This window comes from Enterobacter sp. HNDS-6 (assembly GCF_039850505.1).
Taxonomy (GTDB): domain Bacteria; phylum Pseudomonadota; class Gammaproteobacteria; order Enterobacterales; family Enterobacteriaceae; genus Enterobacter; species Enterobacter kobei.
Window position 1 is genome coordinate 405,365 of sequence record NZ_CP156673.1, and the last position, 14,509, is coordinate 419,873.

A 14,509-nucleotide genomic window follows, 5' to 3' on the forward strand; every position below is an offset into this window, starting at 1 on the left:
GGAGTAGTTGATTACGATGTCAGATTCAAACCCAATTTTGTTCTCCTCTGCGCAGAGTATTGACGCTTATCAGCAGGCGATTGAACAAAGCACTCAGGCTGTGATGCAGTGGCTGAAACAGCCTGAGATGTACCAGGGCAAAACGGTCGCGGAACTGCGCGACCGTATTAAGCTGGATTTCAACCCGAAAGGGCTGGGCAACGAAGCGGCGATTGAACGCGCCGTGGAGTTCTTCCTGAAAGACAGCTTGTCCGTTCATCACCCACAGTGTGTGGCGCACCTGCACTGCCCAAGTCTGGTCGTAAGCCAGGCGGCAGAAGTGCTGATTAACGCCACTAACCAGAGTATGGACTCCTGGGATCAAAGCCCGTCCGCAACCATCATTGAGATCAAACTGATCGAATGGCTGCGTACCCGCGTGGGTTATCAGGCTGGCGACGCAGGTGTTTTCACCAGCGGCGGTACTCAGAGCAACCTGATGGGTCTGATGCTGGCCCGTGATGCGTTCTTCGCGCGTCAGGGTCACTCCGTTCAGCAAGACGGTCTGGTGGGCGATCTGCGTAAGATCCGCGTACTGTGCTCCGAAAACGCGCACTTCTCCGTGCAGAAAAACATGGCGCTGATGGGTCTGGGCTACCAGTCCGTGGTGCAGGTGAAAACGGATGAATTCTCCCGTATGGATCTGTCCGATCTGGCGGCGAAAATTGCGCAGTGCAAAGCGAACGGCGAGCAGATTCTGGCGATCGTCGCGACAGCCGGTACCACCGATGCCGGTGCTATCGACCCGCTGCGTGCGATTGCTGAACTGGCGGCGAAGCAGAACATCTGGGTACACGTTGATGCAGCCTGGGGCGGCGCGCTGCTGATGTCTGAGCAGTATCGTCATTACCTGGACGGTATTGAGCTGGTGGATTCCGTCACGCTGGACTTCCACAAGCAGTTCTTCCAAACCATCAGCTGCGGCGCGTTCCTGCTGAAAGAAGCACGTCACTATGAACTGATGCGCTATCAGGCTGCCTACCTGAACTCTGAGTTCGACGAAGAGGCGGGCGTGCCAAATCTGGTGTCCAAATCTCTGCAGACGACCCGCCGTTTCGACGCGCTGAAGCTGTGGATGAGCCTGGAAGCACTGGGTCAGGAGCAATACGCCGCGATCATCGATCACGGCGTGACGCTGGCGCAGCAGGTTGCCGCCTACGTGAAAGAGCAGCCTGCTCTGGAACTGGTTATGCAGCCACAGCTGGCAAGCGTGCTGTTCCGCTTCCGTGGCCAGGTGCAGATGGACGATGCGGGTATCGCCCTGCTGAACCAGAAAATTGGTGATGCACTGCTGGAGTCTGGTCGTGCGAACGTCGGTGTGACCGAGCATAACGGCGTTACCTGCCTGAAGCTGACGCTGCTGAACCCAACCGTGACGCTGGAGGATATTAAAACCCTGCTGTCTTTGGTTGAGCACACCGCGCAGGAAGTTCTGGCTAAGTAATACAAAACCCCTCTTCCACCGGGAGAGGGGTTATTTTTACAGACCTGCCCACCACATCCTGATTTTTAATCCCCAGTAGCTCGTCCAGCCCGTTGTGGTACTGACCACATTCCCCTTCGATACAATCACCAGCGTCGGCGTTACGCTCACCTGCCACTGTTGTGACACCGCACCGTTTGGATCGTTAATCACCGGCATACTCAGGCTTTTCTTCTCGACCCAGCGAGCCAGCTTCGCATCATCACCGGAACGCATGGCAATACTGATGACGTTACCGCCCTCTTCTGCCAGCTTATCCACCGCCGGTGTCGTATAACGGCAGATGCTACACCACGTTGCCCAGACGTAGATCAGCAGTGGCCGCTCCTGGCTGAGTGCTTCGATATCGTGGCGCTTTCCGTCAATGCTTTGCATTGGGGTGGCACTAAAACTGGCGGGGAGTGTGGGCTTGCGGTATTGATCCACGCCCCACATCACGGCCAGCGCGAGCAAAAAGAAAATGATCCCTTCCCGCGCCCAACGGCGCAGTCGACTCAATTTACGGTTATCCATTATGACCTCTCGTTGTAACGGAGGTCATCTTAACGGGCTGTTCGGCGCGGTGCTGTAAAGAAGTGTCGCGCCACGCTTATTCCTGGGTGTAGCCATAGTCGTAGTGGCTATAGCCCGAGTTGTAATAGAGCGCAGCGGATTTCACGATATCGTTGAGGATAGCGCCATTCACCTGCACGCCCGTTTGCCGCAGACGCTTCAGTGAGTGCTCGACCTCTTTACCGCTGGTTTTTCCAAAACGGGCAACCAGTAGCGTGGTGGCCGCGGCTCTGGTGATCAGCAATGCATCCGTCACGGCAAGTACGGGTGGGGTGTCGATAATGACGATGTCATAAAGTGTGTCGATCCGTGACATTACCGACTGGAAGCGTTCACTCATGAGCAAATCAACGGGATGTGAAGGCCGGGGTCCGCAGGTCAGGACATCAAAACCGCCTTTCTCAAAGCGTTGAACCGCGTCCTGCCATTCTACGTTTCCTCCGAGCACGCTGGACAATCCAAGATGATTGTTCAGTTTGAAAATATTGTGGACATACCCCTTGCGCATATCCGCATCAATAAACAAGACTCGCTGTCCCGCCTGAGCCGCAATCGACGCCAGTGAGGTACTGACCAGGGTCTTTCCGCAGTCCTGCGTAGGACCTGACACCACTACGATCCGGTTTGTTGCATCCATCATCGTAAAATGCAGACTGGTACGGAGCCCGCGCACCGCTTCGATAAACATATCGGTCGGCCGGTCAACAGGCAGGAAAGGTACGTTTGATGTTCTGTGTTTCCAGTGGGAAGCAAACAGGTTTCGCCTGCGCAGATGCGTCTTTTTCCAGAGCCAGACTGAACGCGGGAGCGTCGCCAGAAGCGGTATTCCCTGCATTTCAAGTTGCTCAGATGACGTAATGCCCCGCTTAAAGGCCGAACGCACGAAAACCGTTCCGGTCGAGAGCATTAACCCCATCAGCATGCCCAGCACAATAATAAGCGCTTTACGCGGTTTAATCGGAATGGGCTGCGTCACGGCCGGGTCAATGATCCGCACGTTTCCAATCGCGCTGGAGCGGGAGATATTCAGCTCCTGCTGCCGCGTCAGAAGCTGCAGGTAGATGGTACGCCCGGATTCCACGTCACGACTCAGGCGTAATATTTCCTGCTGCGTGGAGGGCATGGCTGAAACGCGTTTGTTGAGGCGCGTACGCTCCTGCTCGAGCGTTTGTTTCTTTTCCCGTAACGCGCGGTAAGTGGGGTGATCCTTCTTGAAAAGCTGAGAAACCTCTGCTTCACGGAATGTCAGCTCGTTAAGCTGGTTTTCCACATTAACAACCTGATCAAGAACCGACTTTGCCTCCAGAGACAAGTCGACAGAATCACGTTTCTCTCTGTAGGCATTGAGGCGAGCTTCAGCTTCATCCAGCTCCCGACTGATCTTCGGTAATTGAGTCTGTAAAAACGTCAGGCTCCGGGTATCTTGAGCTTCCTGACGCGCGATATTCTGACTGAGATAATTTTCAGCGATTGTATTAAGCACTCTGGCGATCTTACTGGGGTCTTCACCCGCTATGGTTAACGCGATCATACCGCTCTGTTTCGCCGATTCAGCAACCGTAAGCCTCTTTTGAATGGCGTTGATCGCTTCAAGTTTCGTGACGGTTTTGAGGATAAATTGGGTACCCGGAACCGCATCGAGGGATGTCACCAGCAGAGATACCCCATCTTTAACCAGCGCTTTTCCCACAACGCCGTCTACAGCCAGCGTCTTACCCTCAAGATGAAATCGCCCCTGGTCCTGTGCGGTGAGTAAAAGCGTTTGTGGCTCACCTTCCAGAAGCGGAATAGTCAGTGCGCCAATCGTTATTTCATCAGATTTTCGTCCCCGAATCTGTTCCCACACAGGACCGATAACAGGGAGTACGCGCCGCTTAACGTGGTATGTTAGCCCGAGTTGATCAACGGTCTCTCCCAGAATCATCCGTGATTTAAGGAGTAGAAGTTCTGGGGCGACATCAGGGGAGAGATCGGACCCGAACTGGCTTAAGCTTTTAAGTAGCGAGTTATCCTGCTTCGCCTCGACCTGCACCAGGGCATCAGCCTGATAAACTGGCGTGGCGCTAAATGCATAAATCCCCGCACATACCGTGAACAGGAGAGTGATACACGCAATCATGATCCGGTGATCAAACATCTCAGCAAGCAACTGAATGAGATCGATTTCATTATTCTGCGGTGTCGCGGCACCAAATTTGTCTGATTTAGAAGACGACATTACTGCTTCATTCCTTGTTGACTCAAACGACGAGCCCATTCCTGACTGGCTTTTCCCAATTGGTTGAAAACATATTCGAAGGCTTCACGACTTTTGTGATACGGGTCGGGAATGTCCTTGGTTTCCAGCCATTGTCCAAATAACAGCGATTTTCCCCGGTTCTCCGGGGCCATAGTGGCGATAAAACGAAGGTGTTTCGGCTCCATCACCAGAATCAAATCGGATTTTTGTAACAGGCTACGCGTCACCTTGCGGGCAACATGCCCCTCCAGCGAAATACCATGACGCCAGGCCACGGCCTGCGCAGCGGCATCCGCCGGGCATCCTTCGAGACCGAAAATACCTGCCGAGGTCACCTGCCTGCCGGGTAACTGCTGGCGCAACAGCCGTTCACCCATTGGCGAACGGCAAATATTGCCTGTGCAAACCACTAAGATTGAATTGAACATTATTGCGGCCACGATCTGATATAGCGGACGGTTTCGGTCAGATCGTGAACACCTGTGATAGTCGGCACCAGTTGGGTAATGACGCGATTCCAGCGTGAAAGCGGTGCGGTGGTCACATAGACAATGTCATACGGCTCCAGCTGAAACTCCGTGCTTAGTACCATGGCTGACGCATCTTCTGCATTCAGTTGATAGATGTTGGCAATTTTGTCCGCGTCGCCTTTTTTCGCTACCTGTCGAATAACAAAAATGCCGGTGGCATCGGCCATGTTCTGGTTCAAGCCGCCAGCATTTCCCAGCGCTTCGGCCAGCGTCATGCCGCTACGATCCATTTTAAGGGTGCTCTGTTTAACCACCTCCCCCATCACGAACACTTTCAGCGCGTCGTTTCGGGGAACAAACAAGATATCGCCTGGATAAAGCAGCTTGTTTTGCGTTAAATCGCCGTGCTGCATCAGAGCATAGAGGGAAAGACGTGAGTCCTGACCATTATGCGTGAGTACCACATTCCGCCAGTCGGCATCCGCAGATAGCCCACCAGCAGCGTTGACTGCATCCATCACCGTCAGTGGAATATTGGTAATGGGCTGCTGGCCCGATTTCTCTACCTCACCAGTGATATAGGCTTTTTGCGAACGGAAGGAGGCAATGCTGACATCCACCTGAGGGCTCTCAATGACCTTATCCAGTCGCGCGGTAATCTCTTCACGTATCTGTGAAACTGTTTTGCCCGCTACGTGCAGCTTACCGACATAGGGGTAAAAAAGCGTACCGTCGGCGTTGACCCAGTTGCCCGCATCGCTCGCGCTACGATACTGCCCGGCAGGCGTCGTTAATTCAGGGTGATCCCAGACGGTGACCGTCAGGATGTCGCCTGTGCCAATACGGTATTCCCAGTTTTTGAGCTGCTCATCCAGATTAGGATTCGCCTGAGATTTCGACACGGGCGGACGCAGTTTTTCAATCAACCCAGGGGTCACTGGAAAAATTTCTACACGTTTATCCAGTTGATGATTAATTTCTTCACTCGGCGTAACTTTTTTTCCAGACAGACTTAAGTGCTGACCCGGTGAAAATACACACCCTGTTAACTGGCTAAGAAAAAGAAATAATAGTGGGAATGCAGTTGTGTTTTTCATTTATATAAAATGTTGATTTATCGTTGCGCCAGGCGTTACATCTGCAAAAAGAATGCAACTAACACCATGAAATATAATTAGTTATTATTTTAATGGCATTACCATGAAATTCTAAAAAACGAATACGTTCGCTTTAAAAAACTGAGCCGATGCACAATCGTCTAATAAAATCAAAAGTAATATCACTTCATCCGAAGGCGATACTAAAGGGTATTCCTCAGTAAAGCATTCGCTTAACCGCGCAATTTTGATGCTAAAAGTTATTTTCAGAATAGATTAATAAAAATAACAAATACTAGTAATGGTAAATATCGACCACACAAATAAGACCCACACGGTTCGACTACACAAAACTGTCCATTTTTGTTACATTTTTTTCATACACGGCTTGCGTTGATCCTTAAAATGGACTGTCTGCCTTGCTTCATACGCGCGCCCGCAGACAAAACATCTGTAACGATATCACTGGAGAAAAAATGGCTAAGCGTAAATTGCTGCTTCTGGGTGTATTACTGTCTCTGGCGGGATCCGCATTTTCTGCCCCGCAAACCACCGCTGCGCCATCAGGCATCAAAGCCTATGAGGAACAAGAGTTCATCGCTGATTTCACTAAGTTCAAAATCGGCGATACCGCACCGGCGCAGTATCAAACGCCCGAATACACCATCAAACAGTATCAGTTGCGTAACCTGCCGGCACCGGATGCAGGGACCCACTGGACCTACATGGGCGAAAACTACGTCCTGATTGGCGATGCAGATGGCAAAATCTACAAAGCCTATAATGGGGATATCTTCTATCATCGCTGATACGATCGTCATCCGTCCGTGGCAGGAGAGCGATCGACCTTTCCTGCGCACGCTCTATCTCCACGCCCGACGCGATGCCTGGCCCTGGCTTGATGACTCTGGCTGGCATCTGGAAGATTTCGACGCAGCTACCCGGGACGAAGCCATCTGGGTTGCGGAGCAGGACGGCCATCGCCTGGGGTTTGCTTCCGTCTGGACCAACGATAATTTTCTGCACAACCTGTTTGTTGATCCGCAGTATCAGAGCCTGGGTGTCGGACATCTGTTACTTGAGCACGTACAGAAAACGTTTACCAGCACGGGTGCACTGAAGTGTCTGGTGAAGAACAGGCGGGCTATTGCGTTTTACCAGCGACATGGTTGGCACATTGAGGCAACGGGTGATTCTCCGGACGGAGAGTACTATCTGATGCATTATCGGCTGAGTTAACGTCGGGTGGCGGCTTCGCCTTACCCGACCTACGTGATGGTGCCATTTGTAGGCCGGGTAAGCGAAGCGCCACCCGGCATTAAAGTGCAGAGGAGTTACACCGCGCGGAACGCGATTTCGCTCGGAATGACTTCGCCCTGCCAGTAAAGCTGCGCCGCAACGCGCCCCGCCAGCTGACGATACATATCCGCAAATTCGCTGTCCGGACGGCTAACAACCGTCGGTTTTCCACTGTCCAGATCTTCGCGCAGGGTGATATGCAGCGGCATCTGACCCAGCAGTTGGGTATGATACTGTTCGGCCAGCTTTTCTGCGCCACCGGTACCAAAGATTGGCTCGTGGTGCCCACAGTTGCTGCAGATGTGCATGCTCATGTTCTCGACGATACCAAGTACCGGCACCTCCACTTTTTCGAACATGACGATGCCTTTTTTGGCGTCGATCAGCGCGATGTCCTGCGGTGTGGTCACCACCACAGCGCCCGTTACCGGAATGTTCTGCGCCAGCGTCAGCTGGATATCACCGGTACCCGGCGGCATATCCAGCACCAGATAATCGAGATCCGGCCACATGGTTTCCTGCAGCATCTGCATCAGCGCTTTGCTGGCCATCGGGCCGCGCCAGACCATGGCGTTATCGTCAGTCACCAGGTAACCGATTGAGTTGGTCGCCAGCCCATGCGCCACGATCGGCGCCATATGCGTACCGTCCGGCGAGGTTGGACGCTGGTTTTCCGCACCCAGCATGTTTGGAATGGACGGACCATAGATATCGGCATCGAGAATACCCACCTTCGCCCCTTCCGCCGCCAGCGCAAGCGCCAGGTTTACTGCGGTAGACGATTTGCCCACCCCGCCTTTACCTGAGCTCACGGCGATGATGTTTTTCACACCGTTCACGCCAGGCTGATTCTTCACACGCTTCAGCGTGGCGATGCTGTGGCTCAGCTTCCAGTCGATCGCTTTCGCTCCGGTAATGCGCAGCAGCTCAGAGCTGGTCTGCTCTTTCAGCGCATCAAAGGCGGTGCTCCAGACGAAGGGCATCTGCAGCTCAATGTGCAGCGTATCGTCCAGCCACGCAACGTGGTGTAACGCTTTCAGCGTCGTGAGATTATGTTTCAGGGTTGGATGCTGAAAGTTAGCCAGCGTCCCGGCGACCATTGCTCGTAAGGCTTCCGGTGATTTGGCCTGGGATTGAGAACTCATCCCGACTCCTTTGTTCTTGTGAATAAGACCTTAGACAACAAGTTTACCTGAAAGGCCGCGGTTTGTGCTTACTTAATAATGCCCCTTTTGGTAATATCGAAAACCCTTTTCACAGTTAAAAGAAGTAATGCCTACTATGACTCAAGTCGCGAAAAAAATTCTGGTAACGTGCGCCCTGCCGTACGCCAACGGCTCAATCCACCTCGGCCACATGCTGGAGCATATCCAGGCTGATGTCTGGGTCCGTTACCAGCGAATGCGCGGCCACGAGGTAAACTTCATCTGTGCAGACGATGCTCACGGCACGCCGATCATGCTAAAAGCGCAGCAGCTGGGTATCTCCCCGGAACAGATGATTGCCGAAATGAGTCAGGAGCATCAGACCGATTTTGCTGGCTTTGACATCAGCTATGACAACTATCACTCCACCCACAGCGACGAGAACCGTGAGCTGTCGGAGCTGATCTACACGCGTCTGAAAGAGAACGGTTTTATCAAAAACCGCACCATCTCTCAGCTGTACGATCCGGAAAAAGGCATGTTCCTGCCGGACCGTTTCGTCAAAGGCACCTGCCCGAAATGCAAATCACCGGATCAGTACGGCGATAACTGCGAAGTGTGTGGCGCAACTTACAGCCCGACTGAGCTTATCGAGCCGAAATCCGTGGTGTCCGGCGCTACGCCTGTGATGCGTGATTCCGAGCACTTCTTCTTTGACCTGCCATCCTTCAGCGAAATGCTGCAGGCGTGGACCCGCAGCGGCGCGCTGCAGGAGCAGGTGGCGAACAAGATGCAGGAGTGGTTCGAATCCGGTCTGCAACAGTGGGATATCTCCCGCGATGCGCCGTACTTCGGCTTCGAAATCCCGAACGCACCGGGCAAATACTTCTACGTCTGGCTGGACGCACCCATCGGCTACATGGGCTCCTTCAAGAACCTGTGCGACAAGCGTGGCGACACCGTCAGCTTCGACGAATACTGGAAGAAAGATTCCACTGCCGAGTTGTATCACTTCATCGGTAAAGACATCGTTTACTTCCACAGTCTGTTCTGGCCGGCAATGCTGGAAGGCAGCAACTTCCGCAAGCCGAACAACCTGTTCGTGCACGGCTACGTGACGGTTAACGGCGCGAAGATGTCTAAATCTCGCGGGACGTTCATTAAAGCCAGCACCTGGCTGAACCACTTCGACGCGGACAGCCTGCGCTACTACTACACGGCGAAGCTCTCCTCTCGCATCGACGACATTGACCTGAACCTGGAAGATTTCGTCCAGCGCGTGAACGCGGACATCGTCAACAAGGTGGTGAACCTGGCGTCCCGTAACGCAGGCTTTATCGCCAAACGCTTTGACGGCGTGCTCTCCGCAGAGCTGGCCGATCCTGAGCTGTATAAAACCTTCACTGACGCCGCCGCTGCGGTTGGCGAAGCGTGGGAAAGCCGTGAATTCGGTAAAGCCATTCGTGAAATCATGGCGCTGGCAGATGTTGCCAACCGCTATGTAGACGAGCAGGCGCCATGGGTGGTTGCCAAACAGGAAGGCCGCGACGCCGACCTGCAGGCGATCTGCACCATGGGTCTGAACATGTTCCGCGTGCTGATGACCTGGCTGAAACCGGTTCTGCCGCAGCTGGCCGCGCGTGCTGAAGCCTTCCTGAACACCGAACTGACCTGGGATGCTATCCAGCAGCCGCTGCTCAGCCACAAGGTGAACACCTTCAAAGCGCTGTATAACCGCATTGAGATGAAGCAGGTTGAAGCCCTGGTCGAAGCCTCTAAAGAAGAGGTGAAGGCCGCTACAGCACCGGTGACCGGCCCGCTGGCGGACGATCCGATTCAGGAAACCATCACCTTTGACGATTTCGCCAAAGTTGACCTGCGCGTAGCGCTGATTGAAAACGCGGAATTCGTGGAAGGCTCTGACAAGCTGCTGCGCCTGACGCTGGATCTGGGCGGCGAGAAGCGCAACGTCTTCTCCGGCATCCGTTCAGCCTACCCGGATCCACAGGTGCTGATTGGCCGTCAGACCGTGATGGTGGCGAACCTGGCACCGCGTAAAATGCGCTTCGGCATCTCTGAGGGGATGGTGATGGCCGCAGGCCCCGGAGGGAAAGACATTTTCCTGTTAAGCCCTGACGAAGGCGCGAAGCCGGGTCAGCAGGTGAAATAACAAAAAAGCCGGAGATTATCTCCGGCTTTTTTGTTCTCCCTCTCCCTGAGGGAGAGGGTCGGGGTGAGGGCATCAGGCCGCCCCCATACCGTCTTTACGCTTTAGGGTGATGCACCCGGTGGGTCAGCCCGCGCAGAAAATTACGCAGAAACTGATCGCCGCACTCGCGGTAGTTTTTGTGGTCCGGCGCGCGCATCATGGCAGTCACTTCCGGCACGGATACGCGGTATTTTTGCTCCGTCATGATCGCCACAATATCGTCCGTTTTCAGCGAGAACGCGATACGCAGCTTTTTCAGTACCGTGTTGTTGTTCACGCGACGCTCCAGCGCCAGCTCCGGGGCGGACTCATCTTTGCCACGCTTGTCATAAATCAGACCGTTCAGGAAACCCGACAGAATGATGTCGGGGCAGCGCACGAAGCCCTCTTCATCCTCTTTGGTCATCCAGGTGTCAAAACCTGCAGACGTGGATTCCATGTCGGACAGTGCAAGAATGCGCACCATGTCGTTGTTGTTTGCTTTCAGGGTGTAGCGCAGGCTACGGAGAATATCGTTACTGAGCATAGAGCCTTCGAATGTCGATGATGCAATGGCGCGCAGTGTACCAGCTTTACAGGCCAATCGCCTCTTTCAAACTTTTCAGATAGCGGCGGCTGACGGGAACAGTCTGCCCGGCGCGCAGGACCAGCTCGGCCTGGCCGTTGTCTTCCAGGCGGATCTCTTTCAGATGCGCCATGTTCACCAGATACTGGCGATGACAGCGGATCAGCGGCGTGCGGCTCTCCAGCGTGCGCAGAGTCAGTTCGGTAAATCCTTCATTTCCCTCTGCACTGGTGACAAACACGCCGCTCAGTCGGCTACTCACGAAGGCCACATCATCCATCTGCAAAAGATAGATTCGGCTGTGCCCGGTGCACGGGATAAATTTCAGCGGCTGCTGGTTCTCTGGCAGCAGCGTGACATCCTGGACGGTTCGCTCCTGGCGTAACCGGTTCAGGGTCTTTTCCAGCCGCTTCTCTTCAATCGGCTTGAGTAAATAATCAAACGCGTGCTCCTCAAAAGCCTTAACGGCATACTCGTCGAAGGCCGTCAGAAACACGATGTAGGGACGATGCGCCGGGTCGAGCATACCCACCATCTCCAGCCCGCTGATACGCGGCATTTGAATGTCGAGGAACAGCACGTCAGGGCGCAACTTATGCACGGCACCAATGGCCTCAATGGCGTTCGCACACTCTCCCACAACCTCAATATCTGGCTGCTCCTGCAGCAGAACGCGCAGGTTTTCCCGTGCCAGCGGCTCATCATCCACAATCAGCACTCTTAACATGCGTTTTCCTCCAGCGGCAGTCGAACGGTAATACGGGTAAATCGGTCCGGCTCACAGGCCACGGTAATACCGCAGTCGTCGCCAAAGTGGGCACGCAGACGTTTATCCACCAGGCTCATCCCTAGCCCGCCCGACGTGGAAGGCTGATAAAGCCCGGCATTATCTTCAATATCCAGCACCAGATGATGGTTAAAACGGCTGGCAGCAATCGTGATCTCTCCGATCCCGAGCAGCTGCGAAGTTCCATGTTTGATGGCATTTTCCACGATAGGCTGCAGGGTAAAGGCCGGAAGATGCTGATACGCCAGGTCATCCGGGACGGAAAGCGACACCTGCAGGCGAGACTGGAAACGCGCCTGCTCAATCTGCAGATAGGCGTTCACGTGCTCAATCTCATCGGACAGGGTCACTATCTCTGACGGACGTTTCAGGTTCTTGCGGAAAAAGGTCGACAGAAACTGCACCAGCTGCGCGGCCTGATCGCTGTCGCGGCGGATCACCGCTTTAAGCGTATTCAGGGCATTAAACAGGAAATGCGGATTAACCTGCGCATGCAGGAGCTTAATCTCAGACTGCGTTAACAGGGCTTTCTGCCGTTCATACTGCCCGGCGAGGATTTGCGCTGACAGCAGCTGAGCGATCCCCTCCCCCAGCGTGCGGTTGATGGAGCTGAACAGGCGGTTTTTCGCCTCATACAGCTTGATGGTGCCCATCACCCGCTGATTTTCACCGCGCAGCGGAATGACCAGCGTGGAGCCCAGCTTACACTGCGGATGCAGCGAGCAGCGATAAGGCACTTCGTTACCATCGGCATACACCACTTCCCCGGTTTCAATGGCCCGCAGCGTATAGGTTGAGGAGATAGGTTTGCCCGGCAGGTGATGATCGTCCCCGGTGCCAGTAAACGCCAGCAGCTTTTCGCGATCGGTGATGGCGACCGCGCCGATATCGAGTTCTTTGTAGAGCACCTGCGCCACCTTCATGCTGTTCTCCTCGTTGAACCCCTGGCGAAGGATCCCTTCGGTCGAGGCGGCAACCTTCAACGCCGTGGCAGAAAAGGCCGAGGTGTACTTCTCAAACATGGCGCGTTTATCAAGCAGAATGCGCATAAACAGCGCCGCGCCGACGGTGTTAGTCACCATCATCGGGGCCGCAATACTGCTGACCAGGTGCAGCGCATCGTCAAAGGGACGGGCAATCAGCAGGATGATCGCCATCTGCGCCATTTCGGCCACAAAGGTAATCGCCCCGGCAGTGAGCGGGCTAAAGACTTTATCCGGGCGACCACGCTTGATCATGTAGCTGTGTACCAGGCCGCCAAGCAGCCCTTCCACGATCGTAGAGATCATACAGCTGAGCGCCGTCATCCCGCCCATGGAATAACGATGCAGCCCGCCGGTTAACCCCACAAGGCCACCGACGACGGGGCCGCCCAGCAGCCCGCCCATCACCGCGCCGATCGCGCGCGTATTGGCGATAGAGTCTTCGATATGAAGACCAAAATAAGTCCCCATTATGCAAAAAATAGAGAAGGTGACGTAGCAGAGCAGCTTATGCGGCAGACGTACGGTGACCTGCATCAGCGGGATAAAAAGACGCGTTTTGCTCATCAGCCAGGCGATGACCAGAAACACGCACATCTGCTGAAGCAACAGCAGCACCAGATTAAACTCGTACATACTCAAAACCGCACACGCTAAAAACGCGTAACATACACTGTTGCAGGTTTGCTTTCTTTGAAGCATCCCAAAAAAGCGCAAAATCGTGTCCGTTATCACACCTTTTTCCGATCATCGCGCATCCTTCGCATTATTTGTTCAAAAATCAATCAACCCTTCCTGGTTCGGCAAAGTGGGTCTACAGTTAAGCTGGGAACGCGTAAGCTAGGGGGCAAATATGGCGCTTTACACGATAGGTGAAGTGGCACTCCTTTGTGATATCAATCCCGTTACCCTACGGGCGTGGCAGCGACGGTATGGATTGCTTAAACCGCAGAGAACGGACGGCGGACATCGCCTGTTCAACGATGCCGATATCGACCGGATCCGCGAAATTAAAAGCTGGATAGACAACGGCGTGCAGGTCGGTAAAGTGAAGTCCTTGCTGAGCCACGACGACCCGGACACGCAGCACCTTTGGCGCGAACAGCAGGAAACCCTGCTGCGGCTCCTGCAGGCGGGTAATGTGCAGCGCCTGCGCGCATGGATCAAAGAGCAGGGCCGCGATTATCCGGCACAGACACTCATCGCCCATCTTTTCATTCCGCTCCGTCGACGCCTGCAATGCCAGCAGTCCACCCTGCAGGCGCTGCTCAGCATGCTCGACGGCGTGCTGATTAACTACATTGCCGTCTGCCTCGCCTCGGCGAAGAACAAGGCCGGAAAAGATGCGCTGGTGGTCGGATGGAACGTGCACGACACCACCCGCCTGTGGCTGGAAGCGTGGATTGCCACCCAACAGGGCTGGCGCGTGGATGTCCTTGCGCACTCGCTGGCGCAGCTTAAGCCTGAGTTTTTCGACGGCCAGACTCTGCTGGTCTGGTGTGGCGAAGTGCCGTCCGCCACGCAGCAACAGCTGCTGACGGAATGGCGTGAGAATGGGTATCCGGTTTATTCCCTTGGCCCGGATGAGCCATAACGGCATTTAATGGTTCATTAACAGCTGCGCTTCACCGTATAATTGTT

Annotated in this window: 13 protein-coding genes; 5 read left to right on the forward strand and 8 right to left on the reverse strand. The window is 54.3% G+C overall.

Going from position 1 to position 14,509, the window contains the following annotated elements:
- Positions 1–16: 16 nt before the first annotated feature.
- A complete protein-coding gene (locus tag ABFI50_RS01840; protein WP_347485216.1) occupies positions 17–1,483 on the forward strand; it encodes an aspartate aminotransferase family protein in 1,467 nt (488 codons plus the stop codon).
- A gap of 36 nt (positions 1,484–1,519) precedes the next feature.
- Here ABFI50_RS01840 and ABFI50_RS01845 read toward each other — a convergent pair whose 3' ends face one another.
- The 4 genes from ABFI50_RS01845 to ABFI50_RS01860 form a co-directional block, all read right to left on the reverse strand.
- Complete coding sequence (locus ABFI50_RS01845; protein WP_232932748.1) at positions 1,520–2,035, reverse strand: protein disulfide oxidoreductase; 516 nt, start codon at positions 2,033–2,035, stop codon at positions 1,520–1,522.
- Positions 2,036–2,111: 76 nt separating this feature from the next.
- Positions 2,112–4,292, reverse strand: coding sequence for a polysaccharide biosynthesis tyrosine autokinase (locus ABFI50_RS01850; protein ID WP_347485217.1), 2,181 nt, complete (start codon positions 4,290–4,292; stop codon positions 2,112–2,114).
- Positions 4,292–4,741, reverse strand: a complete 450-nt coding sequence (locus ABFI50_RS01855; protein ID WP_023330908.1) for a phosphotyrosine protein phosphatase — start codon at positions 4,739–4,741, stop codon at positions 4,292–4,294. The genes ABFI50_RS01850 and ABFI50_RS01855 overlap by 1 nt, the downstream gene beginning before the upstream one ends.
- Positions 4,741–5,880 carry a polysaccharide export protein gene (locus ABFI50_RS01860; RefSeq protein ID WP_023330909.1) on the reverse strand — a complete coding sequence of 380 codons (1,140 nt, stop codon included), beginning with the start codon at positions 5,878–5,880 and terminating at the stop codon, positions 4,741–4,743. The genes ABFI50_RS01855 and ABFI50_RS01860 overlap by 1 nt, the downstream gene beginning before the upstream one ends.
- 476 nt (positions 5,881–6,356) lie before the next feature.
- On the opposite strand from ABFI50_RS01860, the gene ABFI50_RS01865 reads away from it, so the two are divergent.
- Together ABFI50_RS01865 and ABFI50_RS01870 are read left to right on the forward strand one after the other, a co-directional pair.
- Positions 6,357–6,689, forward strand: a complete 333-nt coding sequence (locus ABFI50_RS01865) for an RcnB family protein (protein ID WP_121528063.1) — start codon at positions 6,357–6,359, stop codon at positions 6,687–6,689.
- Entirely contained in the window at positions 6,640–7,119 is a 480-nt protein-coding gene (locus ABFI50_RS01870; protein ID WP_032629315.1) for a GNAT family N-acetyltransferase, read from the forward strand. Before ABFI50_RS01865 ends, ABFI50_RS01870 begins: the two co-directional genes overlap by 50 nt.
- A 95-nt stretch (positions 7,120–7,214) precedes the next feature.
- Here the strand turns inward: ABFI50_RS01870 and apbC are convergent, their stop codons facing one another.
- On the reverse strand, positions 7,215–8,324 hold the full coding sequence (apbC, locus tag ABFI50_RS01875) for an iron-sulfur cluster carrier protein ApbC (RefSeq protein ID WP_023330911.1): 1,110 nt from the start codon (positions 8,322–8,324) through the stop codon (positions 7,215–7,217).
- A gap of 136 nt (positions 8,325–8,460) precedes the next feature.
- Between apbC and metG the strand changes: the two genes are divergently transcribed.
- Complete coding sequence (gene metG, locus ABFI50_RS01880; RefSeq protein WP_347485218.1) at positions 8,461–10,494, forward strand: methionine--tRNA ligase; 2,034 nt, start codon at positions 8,461–8,463, stop codon at positions 10,492–10,494.
- Positions 10,495–10,588: 94 nt separating this feature from the next.
- Here the strand turns inward: metG and ABFI50_RS01885 are convergent, their stop codons facing one another.
- The 3 genes from ABFI50_RS01885 to ABFI50_RS01895 are packed head-to-tail and all read right to left on the reverse strand — an operon-like array spanning position 10,589 to position 13,504.
- The gene (locus ABFI50_RS01885; RefSeq protein WP_014884542.1) at positions 10,589–11,059 is read right to left on the reverse strand and encodes a DUF1456 family protein; all 471 of its coding nucleotides are present in this window, start codon (positions 11,057–11,059) and stop codon (positions 10,589–10,591) included.
- A gap of 46 nt (positions 11,060–11,105) precedes the next feature.
- Positions 11,106–11,825, reverse strand: a complete 720-nt coding sequence (gene btsR, locus ABFI50_RS01890; RefSeq protein ID WP_014884543.1) for a two-component system response regulator BtsR — start codon at positions 11,823–11,825, stop codon at positions 11,106–11,108.
- Positions 11,819–13,504, reverse strand: a complete 1,686-nt coding sequence (locus tag ABFI50_RS01895) for a sensor histidine kinase (protein WP_014884544.1) — start codon at positions 13,502–13,504, stop codon at positions 11,819–11,821. Before ABFI50_RS01895 ends, btsR begins: the two co-directional genes overlap by 7 nt.
- A gap of 217 nt (positions 13,505–13,721) precedes the next feature.
- Here ABFI50_RS01895 and mlrA point away from each other — a divergent pair, with 217 nt between their 5' ends.
- Positions 13,722–14,462, forward strand: coding sequence for an HTH-type transcriptional regulator MlrA (gene mlrA / locus ABFI50_RS01900; protein ID WP_014884545.1), 741 nt, complete (start codon positions 13,722–13,724; stop codon positions 14,460–14,462).
- Positions 14,463–14,509 lie beyond the last annotated feature (47 nt).

Excerpts from the sequence above, each read along its gene's own strand:
- ABFI50_RS01840 (WP_347485216.1), top strand. The coding sequence starts at position 17 with ATGTCAGATTCAAACCCAATTTTGTTCTCCTCTGCGCAGAGTATTGAC.
- ABFI50_RS01845 (WP_232932748.1), bottom strand. The coding sequence starts at position 2,035 with ATGGATAACCGTAAATTGAGTCGACTGCGCCGTTGGGCGCGGGAAGGG.
- ABFI50_RS01850 (WP_347485217.1), bottom strand. The coding sequence starts at position 4,292 with ATGTCGTCTTCTAAATCAGACAAATTTGGTGCCGCGACACCGCAGAAT.
- ABFI50_RS01855 (WP_023330908.1), bottom strand. The coding sequence starts at position 4,741 with ATGTTCAATTCAATCTTAGTGGTTTGCACAGGCAATATTTGCCGTTCG.
- ABFI50_RS01860 (WP_023330909.1), bottom strand. The coding sequence starts at position 5,880 with ATGAAAAACACAACTGCATTCCCACTATTATTTCTTTTTCTTAGCCAG.
- ABFI50_RS01865 (WP_121528063.1), top strand. The coding sequence starts at position 6,357 with ATGGCTAAGCGTAAATTGCTGCTTCTGGGTGTATTACTGTCTCTGGCG.
- ABFI50_RS01870 (WP_032629315.1), top strand. The coding sequence starts at position 6,640 with ATGGCAAAATCTACAAAGCCTATAATGGGGATATCTTCTATCATCGCT.
- apbC (WP_023330911.1), bottom strand. The coding sequence starts at position 8,324 with ATGAGTTCTCAATCCCAGGCCAAATCACCGGAAGCCTTACGAGCAATG.
- metG (WP_347485218.1), top strand. The coding sequence starts at position 8,461 with ATGACTCAAGTCGCGAAAAAAATTCTGGTAACGTGCGCCCTGCCGTAC.
- ABFI50_RS01885 (WP_014884542.1), bottom strand. The coding sequence starts at position 11,059 with ATGCTCAGTAACGATATTCTCCGTAGCCTGCGCTACACCCTGAAAGCA.
- btsR (WP_014884543.1), bottom strand. The coding sequence starts at position 11,825 with ATGTTAAGAGTGCTGATTGTGGATGATGAGCCGCTGGCACGGGAAAAC.
- ABFI50_RS01895 (WP_014884544.1), bottom strand. The coding sequence starts at position 13,504 with ATGTACGAGTTTAATCTGGTGCTGCTGTTGCTTCAGCAGATGTGCGTG.
- mlrA (WP_014884545.1), top strand. The coding sequence starts at position 13,722 with ATGGCGCTTTACACGATAGGTGAAGTGGCACTCCTTTGTGATATCAAT.